Genomic DNA, 16,173 nt, shown 5'->3' on the forward strand with positions numbered 1-16,173 from the left:
GCGGAGCTCGCCCGTTGGGCCTCCGCTTGTACCGCGCGCCGCATCTCGAGTCGGATTTCGGCGAGGGCCTCGCTGAAGCGCGCGGAGACCTTGCGCTCGAGATCCGCCAGATGATCAGGAAGGGCCATTCCGAAGTCCTCCAACCTCTCGTTCAGGGGTCCAAACCGCTCGAAACTTCACATTATCGAGACAGATGCCCCCCGCGTCAAGCCGCCTACGCGCCGCAAAGTGAACTTCGGAAAGGGTTTAGGCGGTGGCGCGGCCGCCGGTTCTTGACCGCTGCGCGGTCGCGGGACTAGAATCGCAAGTCCTTCTGCCTGCGGTCCTTAGGCCGTGATGCTGGCAGCCAAAGTGAGGTGAGCGAGCAGTGCCGATCGTGCACGTACGTGAAGAAGAGAGCTTCGAGAACGCGCTGCGACGTTTCAAGCGCAAGTGCGAAAAGGCCGGTGTGTTGACCGAGCTGAAGAAGCGTCAGCACTTCGAGAAGCCCTCCGTGAAGCGCAAGCGGAAAGCCATCCAGGCCAAGAAGAAGATGCTGCGCAAGGTCCAGGAAGAGCGTCGCATGGGCCTCTAGGCCCGACGAGGCCAGTCACAATCTGACGCAACTCGCTTTCGCTCGACCGGGCGGGGCCGGGGAGACCCGGGCCCCGCTTCTGTTTTTTCTGCGATGAACCTCCCCAACCCCCCCCGCCCGGATCTCCGCCCGGAATCCCCGGACTCGAATGTCGTCTCAGGTGCCGCCGTCGCCGCGCCGGCAACGCTCCTGGCGCTCGAGTTCGATTCTCTTCTCGCGCTCTTCGCCTCGGAAGCGCGCACCGATCTCGGCGCGGCAGTGCTCCGGAATCTGGCGCCGGCGCTGGCGCCGTCGGAGCTTCTGCGCCGCCGCGCGCGCTACGAGGAGAGCGAACGGCTCACCGTCGAAGCGCCGCTGGTGCCCGGGCTCGGAGAGGGCCTGGCGGAGCTCGTGGAGCGCCTGGCCTCCGGCGATCCGCCGCTCGCCGGCGGCGAGATTCTGCGTCTCGCGGGCCTGCTCGCGGCCGGCGGTGAGGCGGCGGCGAGAATCTCACGGGCCGACCCTCCCTGCACCGAGCTGGCGCGCGCCGTGGCGGATCTCGGCGACCCGCGTCCGTTGGTGGCGAAGATCGGCCGCATTCTCGATCGCAAGGGCGAGGTGCGCGACGACGCCAGCCCGAGGCTCGCCGCGCTGCGCCGTCAGGTCCAGGGCGCCCGCGAGCGGCTCTACGGCCGTCTCGAGGCGATCGGTGGCGCGCACCGCGAGCTCATCGGCGAGGAGACGATTCCGATGCGCGGCGGCCGCCTGATGCTCATGGTGCAGGCCGGGAACCGCGGCAAGCTCGCCGGCCTCGTGCACGGGCGGTCGGCGACCGGCAAGAGTCTCTACTTCGAGCCGCTCGAGGTCGTCGAAGAGAACAACACCCTGCAGGGCGCCGTCGACGAGCTCGAGGGCGAACGCCAGCGGCTGCTCTACGAGCTGCTGCGCGATCTCGCCGCCGAGACGCCGCTCGTGCGCCAGATGGCCGGGCTGGTGGGCGAGCTCGACGCGCTCGAGGCGGCGCGGCGTCTGGCGCGCGAGATCGACGCCCATCTGCCGGTGCTTGCTCCCCAGGGCTACCTGCGGCTGGTCGCGGCGCGCCACCCGCTGCTCGACCCGCGGCTCGCCCGGCGGCGCGAGCGGGTGCTCGGCGCGCGCGGGCACGAGGGCACGGTCGAGCCGCTCGCGATCGAGCTCACGCCTGAGCGTCGCGCGCTGGTCATCACCGGTCCCAACGCCGGCGGCAAGACCGTGGCCTTGAAGACCCTCGGCCTCCTGGCGCTCGCCGCCCAGGCCGGCCTGCCGATCCCCGCTGCCGCCGCGAGCGAGGTGCCGCACTTTTCGAGCCTCGTGGCCACGGTGGGCGACGAGCAGGATCTGCTCGCCGACCGCTCGACCTTCTCCGGGCGCCTGGCGCGCCTGGCGGAAGCCTACCGGGCGGCGGGGCCCGAGAGCCTGGCGCTGCTCGACGAGCTCGGTTCCGGAACCGACCCCGAGGAGGGTACGGCGCTCGCGGTGGCGCTCCTCGAGACGCTCGTCGAGCGCGGCGGCCTGGCGCTCATCACGACGCATCTGACCGGTCTCGCGGCGGCGGCGCTCGAGCTTCCCGGTGCGGCCTGCGCGGCGATGGAGTTCGAGCCGTCCTCCGGCAGGCCGACGTTTCGTCTTCTACCCGGTTCGCCCGGCGGCAGCGAAGCGCTCGCTCTCGCCCGCCGCATGGATCTGCCGGCGGCGTGGATCACCCGCGCCGAGGCGCTTCTGGGCGACGAGCACCGCGACCTCCGGCGTCTTCTCGCCGAGCTCGAAGCGACGCGCGAGCGGCTCGCTCTCGAAGCCGAAGCGACGCGCGCCGTGCGCGCCGACGCCGCGCTCGCAGGCGAGCGGCTCGAGCGCGAGCGCGCCGCGCTCGAGGCCGAGAGACGCACCCTCGGCGCCCGCGTCCGGCGCGAGCTCGCCGAGTTCCGCGAACGGGTGGCCCGCGAGCTCGCCGGCGCGGCCGAGCGCATGCGCGCCGAGCTCGCGGCCGGCCGCAAGAAGAGCGTTGCCCAGCAGGCAACCTCGCGCCTCTTCGCCGAAGCTCCCCAGGTCGACTTCGAGGAGCGCGCCTCGCACGACTTGCCCCTGGGCGTCGGCGCCCAGGTGCGTCACGCGATGCTCGGTTGGCGCGGTGTGGTCGAGAAGCTCACCGGCGACAAGGTCGAGGTGCTGGCGAACGGCAAGCGCCTGCGTCTCCAGGCGGGCGACCTCGTCGTCGAAGCGGCGGCTGAGCCGCCGGCGAAGGGGCGCGTCTCCCGCTCTTCCGGAAGAGACGACGTCGATCGGGCGCCGGTCGCCCAGGAGCTCCATCTCATCGGGCAGCGCGTCGAGCCGGCGCTCGAGGAGATGGACGCCTTCCTCGACCAGGCGATGCTCTCGGGCCGAGCCGAGGTGCGGATCGTCCACGGTCACGGCTCGGGCCGCCTGCGCGACGCCGTGCGCGAACGGCTGCGCAAGCACGCGGCAGTCGTCGCCTCCCGCCCCGGCGCCCCCAACGAAGGCGGCAACGGCGCCACCGTCGTGACGCTCCGCGACTGAAGCGCCGGCCCCTTCCGCACCCCTCGAGATCGTCGGCGTCGTCGACTAGGTTAGGCTCCTCCGATTCCGGAGGGGGATCAGCATGCGAATCGGTCACGTCGGACGATCTCCAAAGACGAGCAGCGTAGGGATCGCCACGATCGCAGCGCTCGCGCTTTTCGCCGGGGTGCGCGAAGCGCGCTCGCAAGTGCAGCCTCGCGAAGGCGGTGGCGGCGGATTCTCGGGTCCCACGGACGAGATTTCGGACGACTTCTACCAGCGAGTCTCGGCAGAGGTCGAGGCGAACGTCGCCTGGCTCTCGCAAATCGGCCTTCTGCCCGACCCGGATCCGCTTGGTGCACCGCTCCTCGGTTGGCCGATCACGACTTCGGGTATCGGCTACTTCTCGCCCTTCGGCATCTCGAACTTCGTCGATCAGGACGGCGCCGCCGGCTGGCTCGACTTCAACTGCGGCGCGCGGTCGTACAACGGCCACAACGGCGTCGACCTCTTCACCTGGCCTTACGGCTGGCTCGGGGTCGACCAATCGCATGTCGCCGTTCTTGCTGCGGCGGCCGGCACGATCATCGCGAAGGACGACGGCAACTTCGACCGCCGCTGCGCCTGCACCACGAACGATCCGAACTACGTCGTTCTGCAACATGCGGACGGCTCCCGCACCTGGTATCTGCACTTCAAGAGCGGCTCGACGACCACCAAGCCGATCGGCGGCGCGGTGGCTGCGGGCGAGAAGATCGGTATCGTCGGCAGCTCGGGCTGCTCGACCGGCCCGCACCTGCATTTCGAGGTCCACAACGCAGGAGCGGGTGACGGACCGGTGCTCGATCCGTTCGACGGCGCGTGCAACTTTCTGAATCCCGGCTCCCTCTGGCAGGTGCAACGCCCTTACCGCGAACCGACGATCAACCACCTCGCGACCGGCTCGGCGGCGCCGGTCTTCCCGACCTGCCCCACCACCGAGACGACCAACGAGAAACGACGGTTCGAAGATGGCGACACGATCTATTTCGTGCCCTACCTGCGCGACGAGACCCCGGCGCATCCGAAGCATCTCGAAGTGCGGCGCCCCGACGGATCGATCTACAGCTCCTGGGATCACGCGACACCGGAGGCTTACGACGCCAGCCACTGGTGGTGGGTCTGGCAGCCTTTCAACGCCGGCGGCATCGCGGGGCGCTGGACTTTCCGCGTCACCCTCAACGGCGTCACCCGCGTGCGGGCGTTCTGGATCGACACCCTCTTCGCCGACGACTTCGAAGACGCGAACCTCGCCGCCTGGAGCTCGTCGGCGCCCTGAGAGGGCCGGGAGCGTCGCCCGGCGTGAGCTCCTGCGCAAGTATTCGGGCCAGGGTCGCCGCCCGCCCTGGCACGGCCAACCAAGGCGCCCGCGGCGCGACGGTTGTGACGCTCCGCGATTAGCGGGCTACAATCCCGCGCCATGTCCTCCGAGCAGGTGCCGGGCGGTCCCGAGATCACGGCGTTGCTGGTCGCCGTCGAGAACGGCGATCGCGGAGCTTTCGACCGCCTATTCGAAGCGGTCTACACCGAATTGCGGAGCATCGCGCGGCGGCAGTTGCGCGGCGCCTCGTCGGCCGACACGCTGAGCACCACGGCGCTGGTTCACGAGGCCTACCTCAAGTTCTCGAAGCAGGCCTCGTGGTCGGTCGAGAACCGCCGCCACTTCTACGCCCTGGCGGCGCGTGCCATGCGCAGCGTGGTGATCGACCATGCGCGCCGGCGCGGCCGGGTCAAGCGTGGCGGCGCGCGTGTCGCGGTGGAGCTCGACGAGCAGCAGATCGCCTCTCCCGAGCGCGCCTCCGACCTATTGGCGGTGGACGAAGCCCTCTCGCGCCTCGAGAGCGCCGACCCCGAGCTCGCGCAGCTCGTCGAGTGGCGCTTCTTCGGCGGCCTCTCGATCGACGAGATCGCCGGGCTCCTGGACGTCTCCGACCGCACCGTGAAACGCCGCTGGCGAACCGCCCGGGCTTTTCTCTTCCAGGACCTGGCAGCACAGGGCATCTCGACGTGAAGCGCCCGGACCCGGCGCGTTTTGCTGCCGCGCGCCGGCACTTCGAGGAGCTCGCCGACCTCGAAAAGCCCGTTCGCCTCTCGCGACTCGCAGAGCTCCGCGCGATCGACTCCGAGCTCGCCCTCGCCGTCGAGGACCTCCTTGCCGCCGACTCGGCGGCCGGAGAGAGCTTCCTGGGCGGGGCGGTGGCCGGCTTCGCTCCCTCCCTGCTGCAGGAAGCGCTGGGCGAAGCGGTGGAGGACGCGCCGGATGGTCACCTCGAAGGCACGCTCGTCGGGCCCTACCGGCTGCGGGCGCTGCTCGGCCGTGGCGGCATGGGAGAGGTCTGGGAGGCGGAGCGCGCCGACGGGCAGTTCGAGCAGATCGTGGCGCTCAAGCTCCTCAAACGCGGCATGGACTCGGCGGCGGTTCTTACCCGCTTCCTGCGCGAGCGGCAGATCCTCGCGCGGCTCGAGCATCCGAACATCGCGCGGTTGCTCGACGGCGGCGTCGCCGCGGACGGCCGCCCCTACCTCGTGCTCGAACGCGTCGCCGGCGAACCGATCCAGCATTGGTGCCGGCGGCGGAACAGTCCGGTGGCGGAGCGCCTGCGGCTCATGATCGCGGTCTGCGAGGCGGTCGACGCTGCGCACCGCAGTCTCATCGTGCACCGCGACCTCAAGCCCTCCAACATTCTCGTCGACACCGACGGGCGGGTGAAGCTGCTCGATTTCGGCATCGCGAAGCTCCTCACCGGAGGGGAGGAGTCCGAGGCCGACCGCACGCGCCTCGAAGAGCGCGTGCTGACTCCGGCGTACGCCGCCCCGGAGCAGATTCTCGGTCAGCCGGTGACCACCGCGACCGACGTCTACGCCCTCGGGGTCGTGCTCTATGAGCTGCTCGCCGGCCAGCTGCCGCATCGCCGCGACACCGGTTCCGCCCTCGCTCTCGCCGAAGAGGTCGAGCGCGAGACGCTGGTGCGCCCGAGCCGCATCGCCGCCGCGAGCGGCGACGCGCGTCAGCTCGCGGGCGACCTGGACACGATCGTGCTCAAGGCGCTCGCCCGGGAGCCCGGACGGCGCTATGGTGGCGCCGCCGCGCTGGCCGATGACCTTCGACGTCACCTCGAGGGTCGTCCGGTGCTCGCTCGCCCTGACCGCCTCGGCTACCGCGTCGGGAAGTTCGTCGGGCGGCATCGCGTCGTGGTCGGCGCCGCGGCGCTGGTGCTCGTCGCGCTGATCGGTGGCATCGCCGTGTCGCTTTGGCAGGCGCGGATCGCCCGGCTCGAGGCTGCCAAGGCGACCGCCATCCAGAAGTTCGTTTTCGGACTCTTCGAGGTCAACCGCGTCCGCAACCCCGACGGCGCCAAGGCGCGCGAGACGACCGCCGAGGGGCTGCTGAAGCTCGCGGTGGTGGAGCTCGAGAAGAACGCGCCCACGACCGCGGCGCAGCGCGAAGTGCACGCCGAGCTCCAGAGCACGATCGCCGATCTCCTCGCCGATCTCGGTCTGCACGAGGATGCCGTTCGGTTGTGGACCGCGCTCGCCGCCGAGTTCGAGACTCGGGCACCCGACGCCCGTCTCGCCGATGTGCTGGTGAGCCGCGGCATCGCGGAGAGTCTGATCGGAGGGGCGGACAAAGCGCGGCTCGACTTCGAGCGCGCCCTCGCCATCCTCGACGGTGCCGGAGATACGACCTCGGTGCAGCGGGGTTGGTTGCTCTACAACCTGGGCCACAACTATTGGAGCCATCCCGGTTCCGCGGACGGCAAGGCGGAAGAGCTCTTCCGGGCCGCGATCGCGGTACTCACACCGCACGGACCGACGCGCGAGTTGGCCAACGCCCACTACGGTCTGGGCCGCGTGCTCGAATCGCGGCCCGACCCGGAAGGCGCTCAGCGCGCCTTTCGCGCCGGCATCGACGTTGCCGAAGCCACTCCCGGCATCTCGAGCACGGTCGTCGCCGGCGGCTACCAGCAGTTGTCGCGCGCCCAGGTGGCGATGCAGCAGTTCGCCGGCGCCGAAGAGAGCATTCGACGCGCGATGGCGGTCTTCGAGGAGTTCGCCGGCAAAGAGCATCGGCTCACCCTCGAGGCTGGAAACGACCTGGGTCGCCTGCTCGATGCCACCGACCGCCCGGTGGAGGCGTTGCCGCTGTTCGAGCGCGCTCTGGCAGATCGCCTGGCCCGGCTGGGACCGCTCCACACGCTGACAGTGTCGACGCGTTTCTCTTTCGCCCAGGCGCGGCTTCACGCCGGCGATCTCGCGACCGCGCTCGCCGATGCGACCGCGCTCGACCGCGACCTGGCGACCGACGCGCGTCTGCTCGAGGACCGCGGCGGGATCGTCGCGTGGCTGCTCGCCCGTGCGCTGCTCGAAACGGGCCGGGTCGAGGCCGCCGCGCAGCAGCTCGCCCGCGCCCAGCCGCTGCTTCTCGCGCGCTACGGCGAGTCGAGCCCATGGCTTGTGGAAGCGGGTCTGCTCGAGTGCGAGATCGCCCTCGCCCGAGGCGCCGCTGCGCAAGCGCGCGATCGCCTGGCGGAGGTCACCGGGCGCGTGGCCGGCGCGACGGCCACGCAGGCGCGCCGCGCGCGGCTCGCGCTGCTGCAGAGCGCGGTCGACCTTGCGCTGGGAGATCTCGCTGCGGCCGCTGCCTCGGCGGCGAAGGCGGTGGAGCTCGCCGCCCACGAGCCCGGGCGCGAGTATCGCAGGCTCGGCGAAGCGGCAGCCCGGCGAGCGGTGGCCTTGGTCGCCGGCCGCAGTGGGCGGGGCGGCGAGGCGCGCGCGGCAGCAGACTCCGCCCTGGCGCTCTACCGCGCCGCGCTCCTGCCGGGAAGTCCCCGGCTGCTCGAGCTGGAGCGCGAGCTCGTTCGATCGGCGACCCTCGCCGACCTCGCGGAGGCGTCGAGATGACACGCCTCGACCCCAGGCGTTTCGCGACCGCTCGAGCCCGCTTCGAGGAGCTCGCCGAGCTCGACGCCGCGCCGCGCGCCGAGGCGCTCGCCGCACTCGCTTCGCGCGATCCGGACCTCGCCGCTGTGGTGTCGGAGCTGCTCGCTGCCGACGCCGCAGCCGGCGAAGAGTTCCTCGCCGGGGGCGCGGCGGGGCTCGATCCGGAGGCGGTCGGTGAGGCGCTTGCGGCCGCCGAACCGCGCGGCGCTGCGGGCGGTGATCGCATCGGCCCCTACCGTCTGCGTTCGCTGCTCGGCCGCGGCGGTATGGGCGAGGTCTGGGAGTCCGAGCGCGCCGACGGGCAGTTCGAGCAGAGGGTCGCCCTGAAGTTGCTCAAGCGCGGCATGGATTCCGACGAGGTGCTGCGGCGCTTCCTGCGCGAGCGCCAGATCCTGGCGCGGCTCGAGCATCCGAACATCGCGCGGCTCCTCGACGGCGGCCTGGCACCGGACGGCAGGCCCTATCTGGTGCTCGAAAAGGTGGACGGCGAACCGATCGTCGACTGGTGCCGGACGCGGGGCGCCGATCTCGTCACGCGGCTGCGGCTGGTGATCGCCGTCGCCGAAGCGGTCGATCTCGCGCATCGCAACCTCGTCGTGCACCGCGACCTCAAGCCTTCGAACCTGCTGGTCGACGCCACAGGGGCGGTGAAACTGCTCGACTTCGGGATCGCGAAGATCCTCGCTTCCGACTCCGAGGGTGGCGAGTCGACGCGCCTCGAAGACCGCGCGCTGACCCCGGCCTACGCTGCGCCGGAGCAGATCCTGGGCCGGCCGGCGACGACGTCGACCGATGTCTATTCGCTGGGCGTCGTGCTCTACGAGCTGCTGACCGGCCGGTTGCCGCACGAGCGCTCGACGGCTTCGCACGTCGGACTGGCACAGGAGGTCGAGCGCGAGACCCTCACCCGCCCGAGCCGGGTGGTCGCCGAGGCCGGGGACGGCCGCGCCGCGCGCGCCCTGGCCGGCGATCTCGACACCATCGTGGTGAAGGCGCTCGCGCGCGAGCCGGCGCGCCGCTACGGCTCGATCGCGGCCTTCGCCGACGACCTGCGCCGGTACCTCGAAGGGCGGCCGGTGCGGGCGCGGCCCGACAGCGGCCTCTATCGCACGCGAAAATTCGTGGCCCGCCATCGCCTGGCGGTCGTCGCCGCGGCACTGGTCGTCGCGGCGCTGGTCGCCGGCCTCTCGATCGCGCTCTGGCAGGCACGGCGCGCCGAGCGGGCGGCGCTGGTGGCGCAGGCCCAGGCGTCGCGGGCCGAGCAGGTGCGCGCCTTCCTGGTGTCGATCTTCGAGGCCGCCGATCCAGCGCGGGCGCGTGGCGAGACCGTCGAGGCGCGGACGCTCCTCGACGAGGGCGCACGGCGGATCGACGCCGAGCTCGAAGCCGAGCCCGAGCTCCACGCCGAGCTCCTCGAGCTTCTGGCCGGCCTCTACCGCAAGCTGGGCGAGCTCGAACAGGCGAAGAGCCTCGCCGAACGCGCCTTCGCGGAGCATCGCCGGCTGTTCGGCGACGAGTCGGTGCAGACGGCGCGCAGCGAGTGGACCCTCGGCTGGGTGCTCGCGAACCAGGGCGACTTCGCGCCGGCGCGCGAGCGCCTGGAGCATGCGATCGCCGTCCTCGACCGCGAAGAGGGCCCCGCGAGCCTCACCGCCGCCGACGCCCGCGAGCCGTTGATGGAGCTGCTGTTCGGCGCCGAAGGACCGCAGGGGGCGCTGCCGGTCGTCGAGCGCCGCCTGGCGACCTATCGCGCCGTGCTCGGCGAGCGCGACGTGCGCACGGCGCTCTCGCTCTCCGATCTCGGTGTCGTGTTGAACGAGCTCGGGCGCAGCGCGGAGGCGGAGCAGGCCTATTGGGCGAGCGCCGAGATCCTCGACGCCCTCCTGCCGGCGGCCGATCCGCGGGTCGCCTATCCGCACAGCAATCTTGCCGGCCTGCTGCGCGAGGCCGGCCGCCTGAGCGAGGCCGAGATCGAGGCGCGCAAGGCCCTCGCCATCCGGCGCAAGGCCCTGGGCGAGGGGCATCCGGAAACGGCGATCACGCTTGGGCAGCTCTGCCGGATCCTCCTCGAGCTCGGCCGGCTCCCGGAGGCCGAGGCGGCGGCGCGCGAAACCCTGGCGATCAGCGAAGGGCGTGACCGGTTCCATGCTGCGCAGGCGCGCGCCCTGCTGGGTTCCGTCTTCCTCAAGCAGGGGAAGGCCGCCGCAGCGCTCGCGCAGTTCGAGGCCGCGGTCGTCGAGCATCAGGCTCTGCTGCCGGCGGATCACGTCCTCTTCTACTCCGTGCAGATCAATCGCGCCCGCGCTCTCGAGGCGGCCGGCCGGCCGGCCGAGGCGCGCGCCGAAGTTCGCCGGCTCTTGCCCCTCGTGTCCGCCAAGGGGGCGGAGGCCGCCGGCCCCCTCGACGGGCTGCGGCAGCTCGCCGCAAGCCTCGGCGTCGCCGACTGACCGGGGCCGCTCCGCCGACCCCGGCCGCTCGCGCTTGTCGTAGAGTCGGACGTCCGGCTTTCCGGTCCGATGGCGCTCACCAACCTCCAGCTCACCCCCCAGTTCGTGCAGGCGGTGCGCGAGGCGGTGGACATTCTCGAGATCGCCGGGGCGCACGCCAAGCTCCAGCGCGTTGGCCGCAAGTGGAAGGCGCTCTGTCCCTTCCACAAGGAGAAGACGCCCTCCTTTCAGCTCGATCCGGATCAGGGGCTCTACTACTGCTTCGGCTGTGGCAAGGGCGGCGACGCGATCAAGCTCCACATGGAGCTCACGGGGGACGACTTCCCGACCGCCATGGAGGCGCTGGCACGCCGCTTCGCCGTGCCGATCCCGGCGCCCGCCGCCCGCCGCCCGGGCGGCGGCGGGAAGTCCGAAACCCCGCGCGATCTCGAGGCCGTGCTCGAGGCGGCGGCGGAGTTCTTCACCGCCGCCCTGGCCCGGGATGCGGCCGCCCAGCGCTACCTGCGCGAGCGCCGGATCCCAGAGGAGCTCGTGACCCGTTACCGCCTCGGCTACGCCCCGGACGGCTGGCGGAACCTGACCCAGGCGCTGCACCCGAAGATCGCCATGGCGGATCTCCTCGACGCCGGTCTGGTGGGGCGACCGGAGGGCGGCGGCGAGCCCTACGACCGTTTCCGCAACCGCCTGATCTTCCCGATCAAGAACGGCACCGGGCGCCTGGTGGGCTTCGGCGGCCGGACGCTGGGCGACGACAAGGCGAAGTACGTGAACACCGCCGAGACCGACCGCTTCCACAAGGGCTCGATCCTCTTCGGCCTCGACAGCGCCAAGCGCGCGATGCGCGAGAGCGGCAAGGCGCTGCTCGTCGAGGGCTACTTCGATCAGCTGGCCGCTGTCGCCGCGGGGGTCGAGGGCGCCGTGGCGAGCATGGGCACGGCGCTGACCCCGGAGCAGGCGAAGCTCCTGGCGCGCCACGCGGAAGAGGTCATCGTCGCCTACGACGGTGACACCGCCGGCGAGGCGGCCGCCCGCCGTGCCCTGCCGATCCTCCTGGCCGAAGGGCTCGCGGTGCGCCGGGTCCGGTTCGCCGAAGGGGAGGATCCCGACTCTCTGCGGCTCGCCAAGGGGGAGGCTGCGCTCGCGGCAGCGGTTGCCGGGGCCGAGGACCTGATCCTGCTCGAGCTCGACCGGCTGGTGCCGTCCGACGCCCACCGCAACCCGCACGGCCGGGCGCGTGCCGCCAAGGAGGTCACGGCGCTCCTCGCCCCGGTCAAGGACACGGTCCTGCGTTACAGCTACGGCCGGATCGCCGCCGAGCGCCTGGGGCTGCCGCCCCACCTCCTCCTGCAGCGGCTGGGGGTCGGGCCGAAGCCGCTCGCCGAGGCCTTCGCCACCCCGTCCGAGGGAGCCGGGCCGTCGCCGGGCCGCGGGGCGGAGGAGGCCCTCCTGCGCTGCCTGCTCTGGATCGGCGACGCCCGGCGCCCGGCGCCCAGCCAGGAGGCCCTGCCCCCGGAAGAGGCCTTCGACGACCCACAGTTGCGGAATATCTACGCCCTCTTTCTTGCTCTCTACCGTGAGGCCGGGAAGTTGCCGGGAACGGCCGATCTGCGCCGGCGCCTTTCCGACGGGGACGGCATAAGTGACAGGGCTTCAATGCTTTTGCTAGAATCGGTCGATTCGGTTGGCGAGCCCGCCCCCGAGATGCACCTCAAGGGGCTGTGGGAGCGCTGGCTCGATCGTCAGCGGGCTGATCTGAATCGCGAATTGCGGCGGATCGAACTCTCGGGTGACCAGCACAGGATTGAAGAGATCCTCAACGAGTTGGAGGCGATCAAGCGGAGGCGGTACTCCGCTGCGCCCTTTTCTGCCGAGTAGCGCGAGCTGAGAGCTCGGCGCTTTCATTTTTGTCGAGCGTTTCGAGGGTTCCCGCGTGGCGCGACTGAAAATCGTTCATATCGAAGACAAGTACACTTCGGTCAAGCAGCTGATCGAGCTCGGCAGGCAGAAGCACTATCTGCTCTACGACGAGATCTACGAAGTGCTTCCCGACGAAGTCATCGGGCTCCCGGCGGAAGTCGACGCCATCTACCGCCGGTTCGAAGAGCTCAAGATCTTCGTCCTCGACCGGCCGGAGCGCTACGCCAACCGCGAGGAGATCGAGGCGGCGCCGATCGACTTCGACAAGAAGGAGAGCGAGGAGCACGAAGTCTACGCGGTCGACGAGCACGAGAAGACCAACGACCCGGTGCGCATGTACCTGCGCGAGATGGGCACGGTCCCTCTCCTCGATCGCGAAGGTGAAGTCGAGATCGCCCAGCGCATCGAGCAGGGCGAGTGGCTGATCTACGAGGCGCTGTGCGAGAACCCGCTCGTTCTGCGCGAGCTCCTGCGCCTGAACGAGCTCGCTCAGAAGGACAAGAAGGTGCTGCGCGAGCTCGTCGCCGGGAACGACCCGGAAGAGCCGCTCGACCCCAAGGCGGCGGACCGCATCAAGCGCAATCTCCGCATCTTCGACCAGATCGCCAAGCTCGACCGCGAAGTGCAGAAGCTCAAGCGCCAGCAGACGAAGTACAAGGAGGGCGGCGCGCGCTACCAGGAGTTCGCGCGCGAAGTGGATCGCGTGGTCGGCAAGATCGCGCAGGAGATCCGCTCGATCGACTTCTCGTTGCAGACGCGCAACCGTCTCGTCGACTACCTGAAGAACCTCGACCGGCAGTTCTCGGCGCTGGAGCAGGATGTCCGCCGCGCCAGGACCGCCTACGAGAAGGAGTCGAACAAGGAGCTCCGCGACCTGCAGAAGCGGCGCATCGAGAAGTACAAGCTGCGCACGGTCGAGATCGAGGAGCGCTACGGCACGACCCACCTCATGGTGGCGACGACGATCAAGAAGATCCGTGAAGGCGAGGCGATGTGCGAGCGGGCGAAGGAAGAGCTCATCGTCGCGAACCTCCGGCTCGTCGTGTCGATCGCCAAGAAGTACACCAACCGCGGTCTGCAGTTCCTCGACCTCATCCAGGAGGGGAACATCGGCCTCATGAAGGCGGTCGAGAAGTTCGAGTACCGCCGCGGCTACAAGTTCTCGACCTATGCCACCTGGTGGATCCGCCAGGCGATCACCCGCGCCATCGCCGACCAGGCGCGCACCATCCGCATCCCGGTGCACATGATCGAGACGATCAACAAGCTCACCCGCACCTCCCGTTCACTGGTGCAGGAGCTCGGCCGCGAGCCCTCGGCCGAGGAGATCGGCCAGCGCATGGACCTGCCGGCGTACAAGGTCCGGAAGATCATGAAGATCGCGCAGGAGCCGATCTCTCTCGAAACGCCCATCGGGGAAGAAGAGGATTCGCATCTTGGAGATTTCATCGAGGACAAGACGGCGGTCTCGCCGATCGACTCGGTGATCTCGACCTCCCGCCGCGAAGAGGTGCAGCGCGTCATGAAGACGCTGACGCCGCGCGAGGAAGAGGTGCTCGCCAAGCGTTTCGGCCTCGCCGACGGCACCGAACACACCCTCGAAGAGGTCGGCCGGATCCACAACGTCACCCGCGAGAGGATCCGCCAGATCGAGTCGAAGGCGCTCCGCAAGCTCCGGCACCCGTCGCGCGCCGGCAAGTTGAAGCCGTTTCTGGACACCGGGCTGTAGGGGAGGCTGGGGACACGATCTCGATCGTGTCGCCTCTCCGCCGGCACGATCTTGATCGCGTCCCCGGCCTGCGTTACGATTCCCTTTCCGCGCCCGCCGGGCGCGGACCGCAACATTCCTGGGTAGCTCAGTGGTAGAGCGATCGGCTGTTAACCGATTGGTCGGGGGTTCAAGTCCCTCCCCAGGAGCCATCTTCCCTCCGTGACCCCTCCTGCCTCACCGAAGTCTCCAATGACCTACGCCGAGTACGAGCCGGCGGCGGCGCTCGAGCCTTACGTCGCGAGCCTCTGGTCGTTCACGGTCGATCCCGAAGCCGGCCCGGTCGAGCACTGGGTGCCGCCCGACGGCTGCATCAGCCTCGCTTTCCGACGCCACAGTCCGATGGCCGTTCTGGTGGGCCCGTGGACCGAACCGCTTACGCCGCCGGTTGTCGCCGGCGACGCCTATTTCGGCGTGCGCTTCTGGCCCGGCGCGGCGGGAGCCCTGCTGCCGATCCGGCCGGCGGAGCTGCGCAACCGGTCGATTCCTGCCGGGCAGCTCCCTGCACTGGCCTGGACGACCGGGCTCACCGCAGAGCTTTGGGCCGCGAGCGCTGGCGCCGCAGACGCCGCCGTCGACCCGACGCCCCTCGACCGGGCGCTGCGGGCGCTCCTGCCGGCAGCGCGCCCGCTCGATGTCGCGGTGAACTTTGCCGCCCGACGAATCATCGCCACGGGTGGCGAGTTGCGCATCGCTTTACTCGCCCGGGAGCTCGGGCTCTCGCCGAGACAGTTCCGCCGCCGTTTCACCGCTGCGGTTGGAGTGTCCCCCAAGGAGCTGGCGCGCATCTGGCGTCTGCGTCGATGCGCCCTCGCCGCGCTTGACCCGTCGAGCCCAGAGACCGCGCGCTGGGCAGAGCTCGCCGCGGCGCACGGCTTCGCCGATCAGGCGCATCTGGTGCGCGAGTTCCGCCACCTCCTGGGCCTCCCGCCGACGGCTTTCGCCCGCCAGTTCGCGCGCATCGCCCACCGCGACCTCCAGCCGACCTAGCGATTCCCCGCTCAGGGTCCTATCTGGACTCCTTCGCTGCGGATCCGGGGACACATAGCGGCTGCGGCGCACGTTGGTCGACTGAGCATTCGAGCGGCCGCAATGTGTCCCCGAATCTTGGGAGAGAAGCTCCCTGCATCGCAGGGGCGCTCGGGCGCTCGAGAATCCAGGGTGGGCGACCACGCTTCAAATAGGAGCCCGCCCTGGATTCTCGAGTGGCCGGGTGCCCCCACCACTGTAGGCCCGACCGCCCAGAACTGGCCGATTCATTCAAGACAGCAGCGGAAACAGCGACTAGAGTCTGGCCAACTCAAGGAGAACGGCCATGTCCACGCTTCGCACGGCTCGCCTTTCCGCCCTGTTCGCTCTCGCAAGCCTGGCTGCGGGCGTCCCGCTTCTGGCGCAAGCGCCCGGCAGCACGCCGCCGCCCGCTCCTCCGGCGACCGCTCAGCCCGGACGTCCGCCGGCGCCAGACGCCGCGAAGTTGCGCGCGGCGATGAAGCCGTTCCTGCCCGCCGTCGGGAAGTGGCGCGGCGAAGGCTGGATGCAGATGGGGCCCGGCGAGCCGGCGCGCGCGGTGAGCGAGGAGACGGTCGAGATGCGCCTCGACGGTCTCGTGCTGGTGATCGAGGGGCTGCATCACGAGAAGCTGGCGGACGGCTCTGCAGGGAAGGTGGTGCATCACGCTCTTGCCATCGCTTCGGCGGATCCCGCCGGCGGCTACCGCTTCTCCACCTTCCTCGCCGACGGCCGCGCCGCGGACGCGCGCGGCAACTGGGAGAACGGCAAGTTCGTCTGGGCGCCGCCGGCCCCTCCTGGACGGCAGATCCGCTACGTCGTCGACTGGAGCGTCGCCGACCGCTGGAGCGAGATTGGCGAGATGTCGACCGACGGCACGACCTGGACGAAGTTCTTCGAGATGAACCTCACTCGGAGCGCTCCGTAGGGCAGAGCCTGCGGACCGG

Annotated in this window: 10 protein-coding genes and 1 tRNA gene; all 11 read left to right on the forward strand. The window is 70.5% G+C overall.

From position 1 onward, the window contains the following. The first annotated feature begins 367 nt into the window (after positions 1-367). Positions 368-574, forward strand: a complete 207-nt coding sequence (gene rpsU / locus KBI44_14445; protein MBP9145682.1) for a 30S ribosomal protein S21 — start codon at positions 368-370, stop codon at positions 572-574. 93 nt (positions 575-667) lie between these two features. Then, entirely contained in the window at positions 668-3,127 is a 2,460-nt protein-coding gene (locus tag KBI44_14450) for a Smr/MutS family protein (protein ID MBP9145683.1), read from the forward strand. 82 nt (positions 3,128-3,209) lie between these two features. After that, complete coding sequence (locus KBI44_14455) at positions 3,210-4,424, forward strand: peptidoglycan DD-metalloendopeptidase family protein (GenBank protein MBP9145684.1); 1,215 nt, start codon at positions 3,210-3,212, stop codon at positions 4,422-4,424. Positions 4,425-4,565: 141 nt separating this feature from the next. Next, positions 4,566-5,156 carry a sigma-70 family RNA polymerase sigma factor gene (locus KBI44_14460; GenBank protein MBP9145685.1) on the forward strand — a complete coding sequence of 197 codons (591 nt, stop codon included), beginning with the start codon at positions 4,566-4,568 and terminating at the stop codon, positions 5,154-5,156. Further along, positions 5,153-8,047 (forward strand): serine/threonine protein kinase, encoded by a 2,895-nt coding sequence (locus KBI44_14465; protein MBP9145686.1) that lies wholly within the window; start codon positions 5,153-5,155, stop codon positions 8,045-8,047. Before KBI44_14460 ends, KBI44_14465 begins: the two co-directional genes overlap by 4 nt. Further along, positions 8,044-10,533, forward strand: a complete 2,490-nt coding sequence (locus tag KBI44_14470; GenBank protein MBP9145687.1) for a serine/threonine protein kinase — start codon at positions 8,044-8,046, stop codon at positions 10,531-10,533. The genes KBI44_14465 and KBI44_14470 overlap by 4 nt, the downstream gene beginning before the upstream one ends. Before the next feature lie 69 nt (positions 10,534-10,602). Further along, positions 10,603-12,408, forward strand: a complete 1,806-nt coding sequence (gene dnaG, locus KBI44_14475; protein MBP9145688.1) for a DNA primase — start codon at positions 10,603-10,605, stop codon at positions 12,406-12,408. 70 nt (positions 12,409-12,478) lie between these two features. Continuing rightward, on the forward strand, positions 12,479-14,179 hold the full coding sequence (gene rpoD, locus KBI44_14480; protein MBP9145689.1) for an RNA polymerase sigma factor RpoD: 1,701 nt from the start codon (positions 12,479-12,481) through the stop codon (positions 14,177-14,179). A 116-nt stretch (positions 14,180-14,295) separates the two neighbouring features. After that, positions 14,296-14,370: transfer RNA gene (locus KBI44_14485), tRNA-Asn, on the forward strand. A gap of 40 nt (positions 14,371-14,410) precedes the next feature. Then, the gene (locus tag KBI44_14490; GenBank protein MBP9145690.1) at positions 14,411-15,208 is read left to right on the forward strand and encodes a helix-turn-helix transcriptional regulator; all 798 of its coding nucleotides are present in this window, start codon (positions 14,411-14,413) and stop codon (positions 15,206-15,208) included. Positions 15,209-15,533: 325 nt separating this feature from the next. Continuing rightward, on the forward strand, positions 15,534-16,154 hold the full coding sequence (locus KBI44_14495; GenBank protein ID MBP9145691.1) for a hypothetical protein: 621 nt from the start codon (positions 15,534-15,536) through the stop codon (positions 16,152-16,154). Positions 16,155-16,173 lie beyond the last annotated feature (19 nt).

The organism is Thermoanaerobaculia bacterium (assembly GCA_018057705.1).
In the GTDB taxonomy this organism is placed as follows: domain Bacteria; phylum Acidobacteriota; class Thermoanaerobaculia; order Multivoradales; family JAGPDF01; genus JAGPDF01.

Coding starts and splice junctions, on each gene's coding strand:
- KBI44_14450 (MBP9145683.1), top strand. CDS start 668: ATGAACCTCCCCAACCCCCCCCGCCCGGATCTCCGCCCGGAATCCCCG.
- KBI44_14490 (MBP9145690.1), top strand. CDS start 14,411: ATGACCTACGCCGAGTACGAGCCGGCGGCGGCGCTCGAGCCTTACGTC.
- KBI44_14455 (MBP9145684.1), top strand. CDS start 3,210: ATGCGAATCGGTCACGTCGGACGATCTCCAAAGACGAGCAGCGTAGGG.
- KBI44_14495 (MBP9145691.1), top strand. CDS start 15,534: ATGTCCACGCTTCGCACGGCTCGCCTTTCCGCCCTGTTCGCTCTCGCA.
- KBI44_14460 (MBP9145685.1), top strand. CDS start 4,566: ATGTCCTCCGAGCAGGTGCCGGGCGGTCCCGAGATCACGGCGTTGCTG.
- KBI44_14470 (MBP9145687.1), top strand. CDS start 8,044: ATGACACGCCTCGACCCCAGGCGTTTCGCGACCGCTCGAGCCCGCTTC.
- dnaG (MBP9145688.1), top strand. CDS start 10,603: ATGGCGCTCACCAACCTCCAGCTCACCCCCCAGTTCGTGCAGGCGGTG.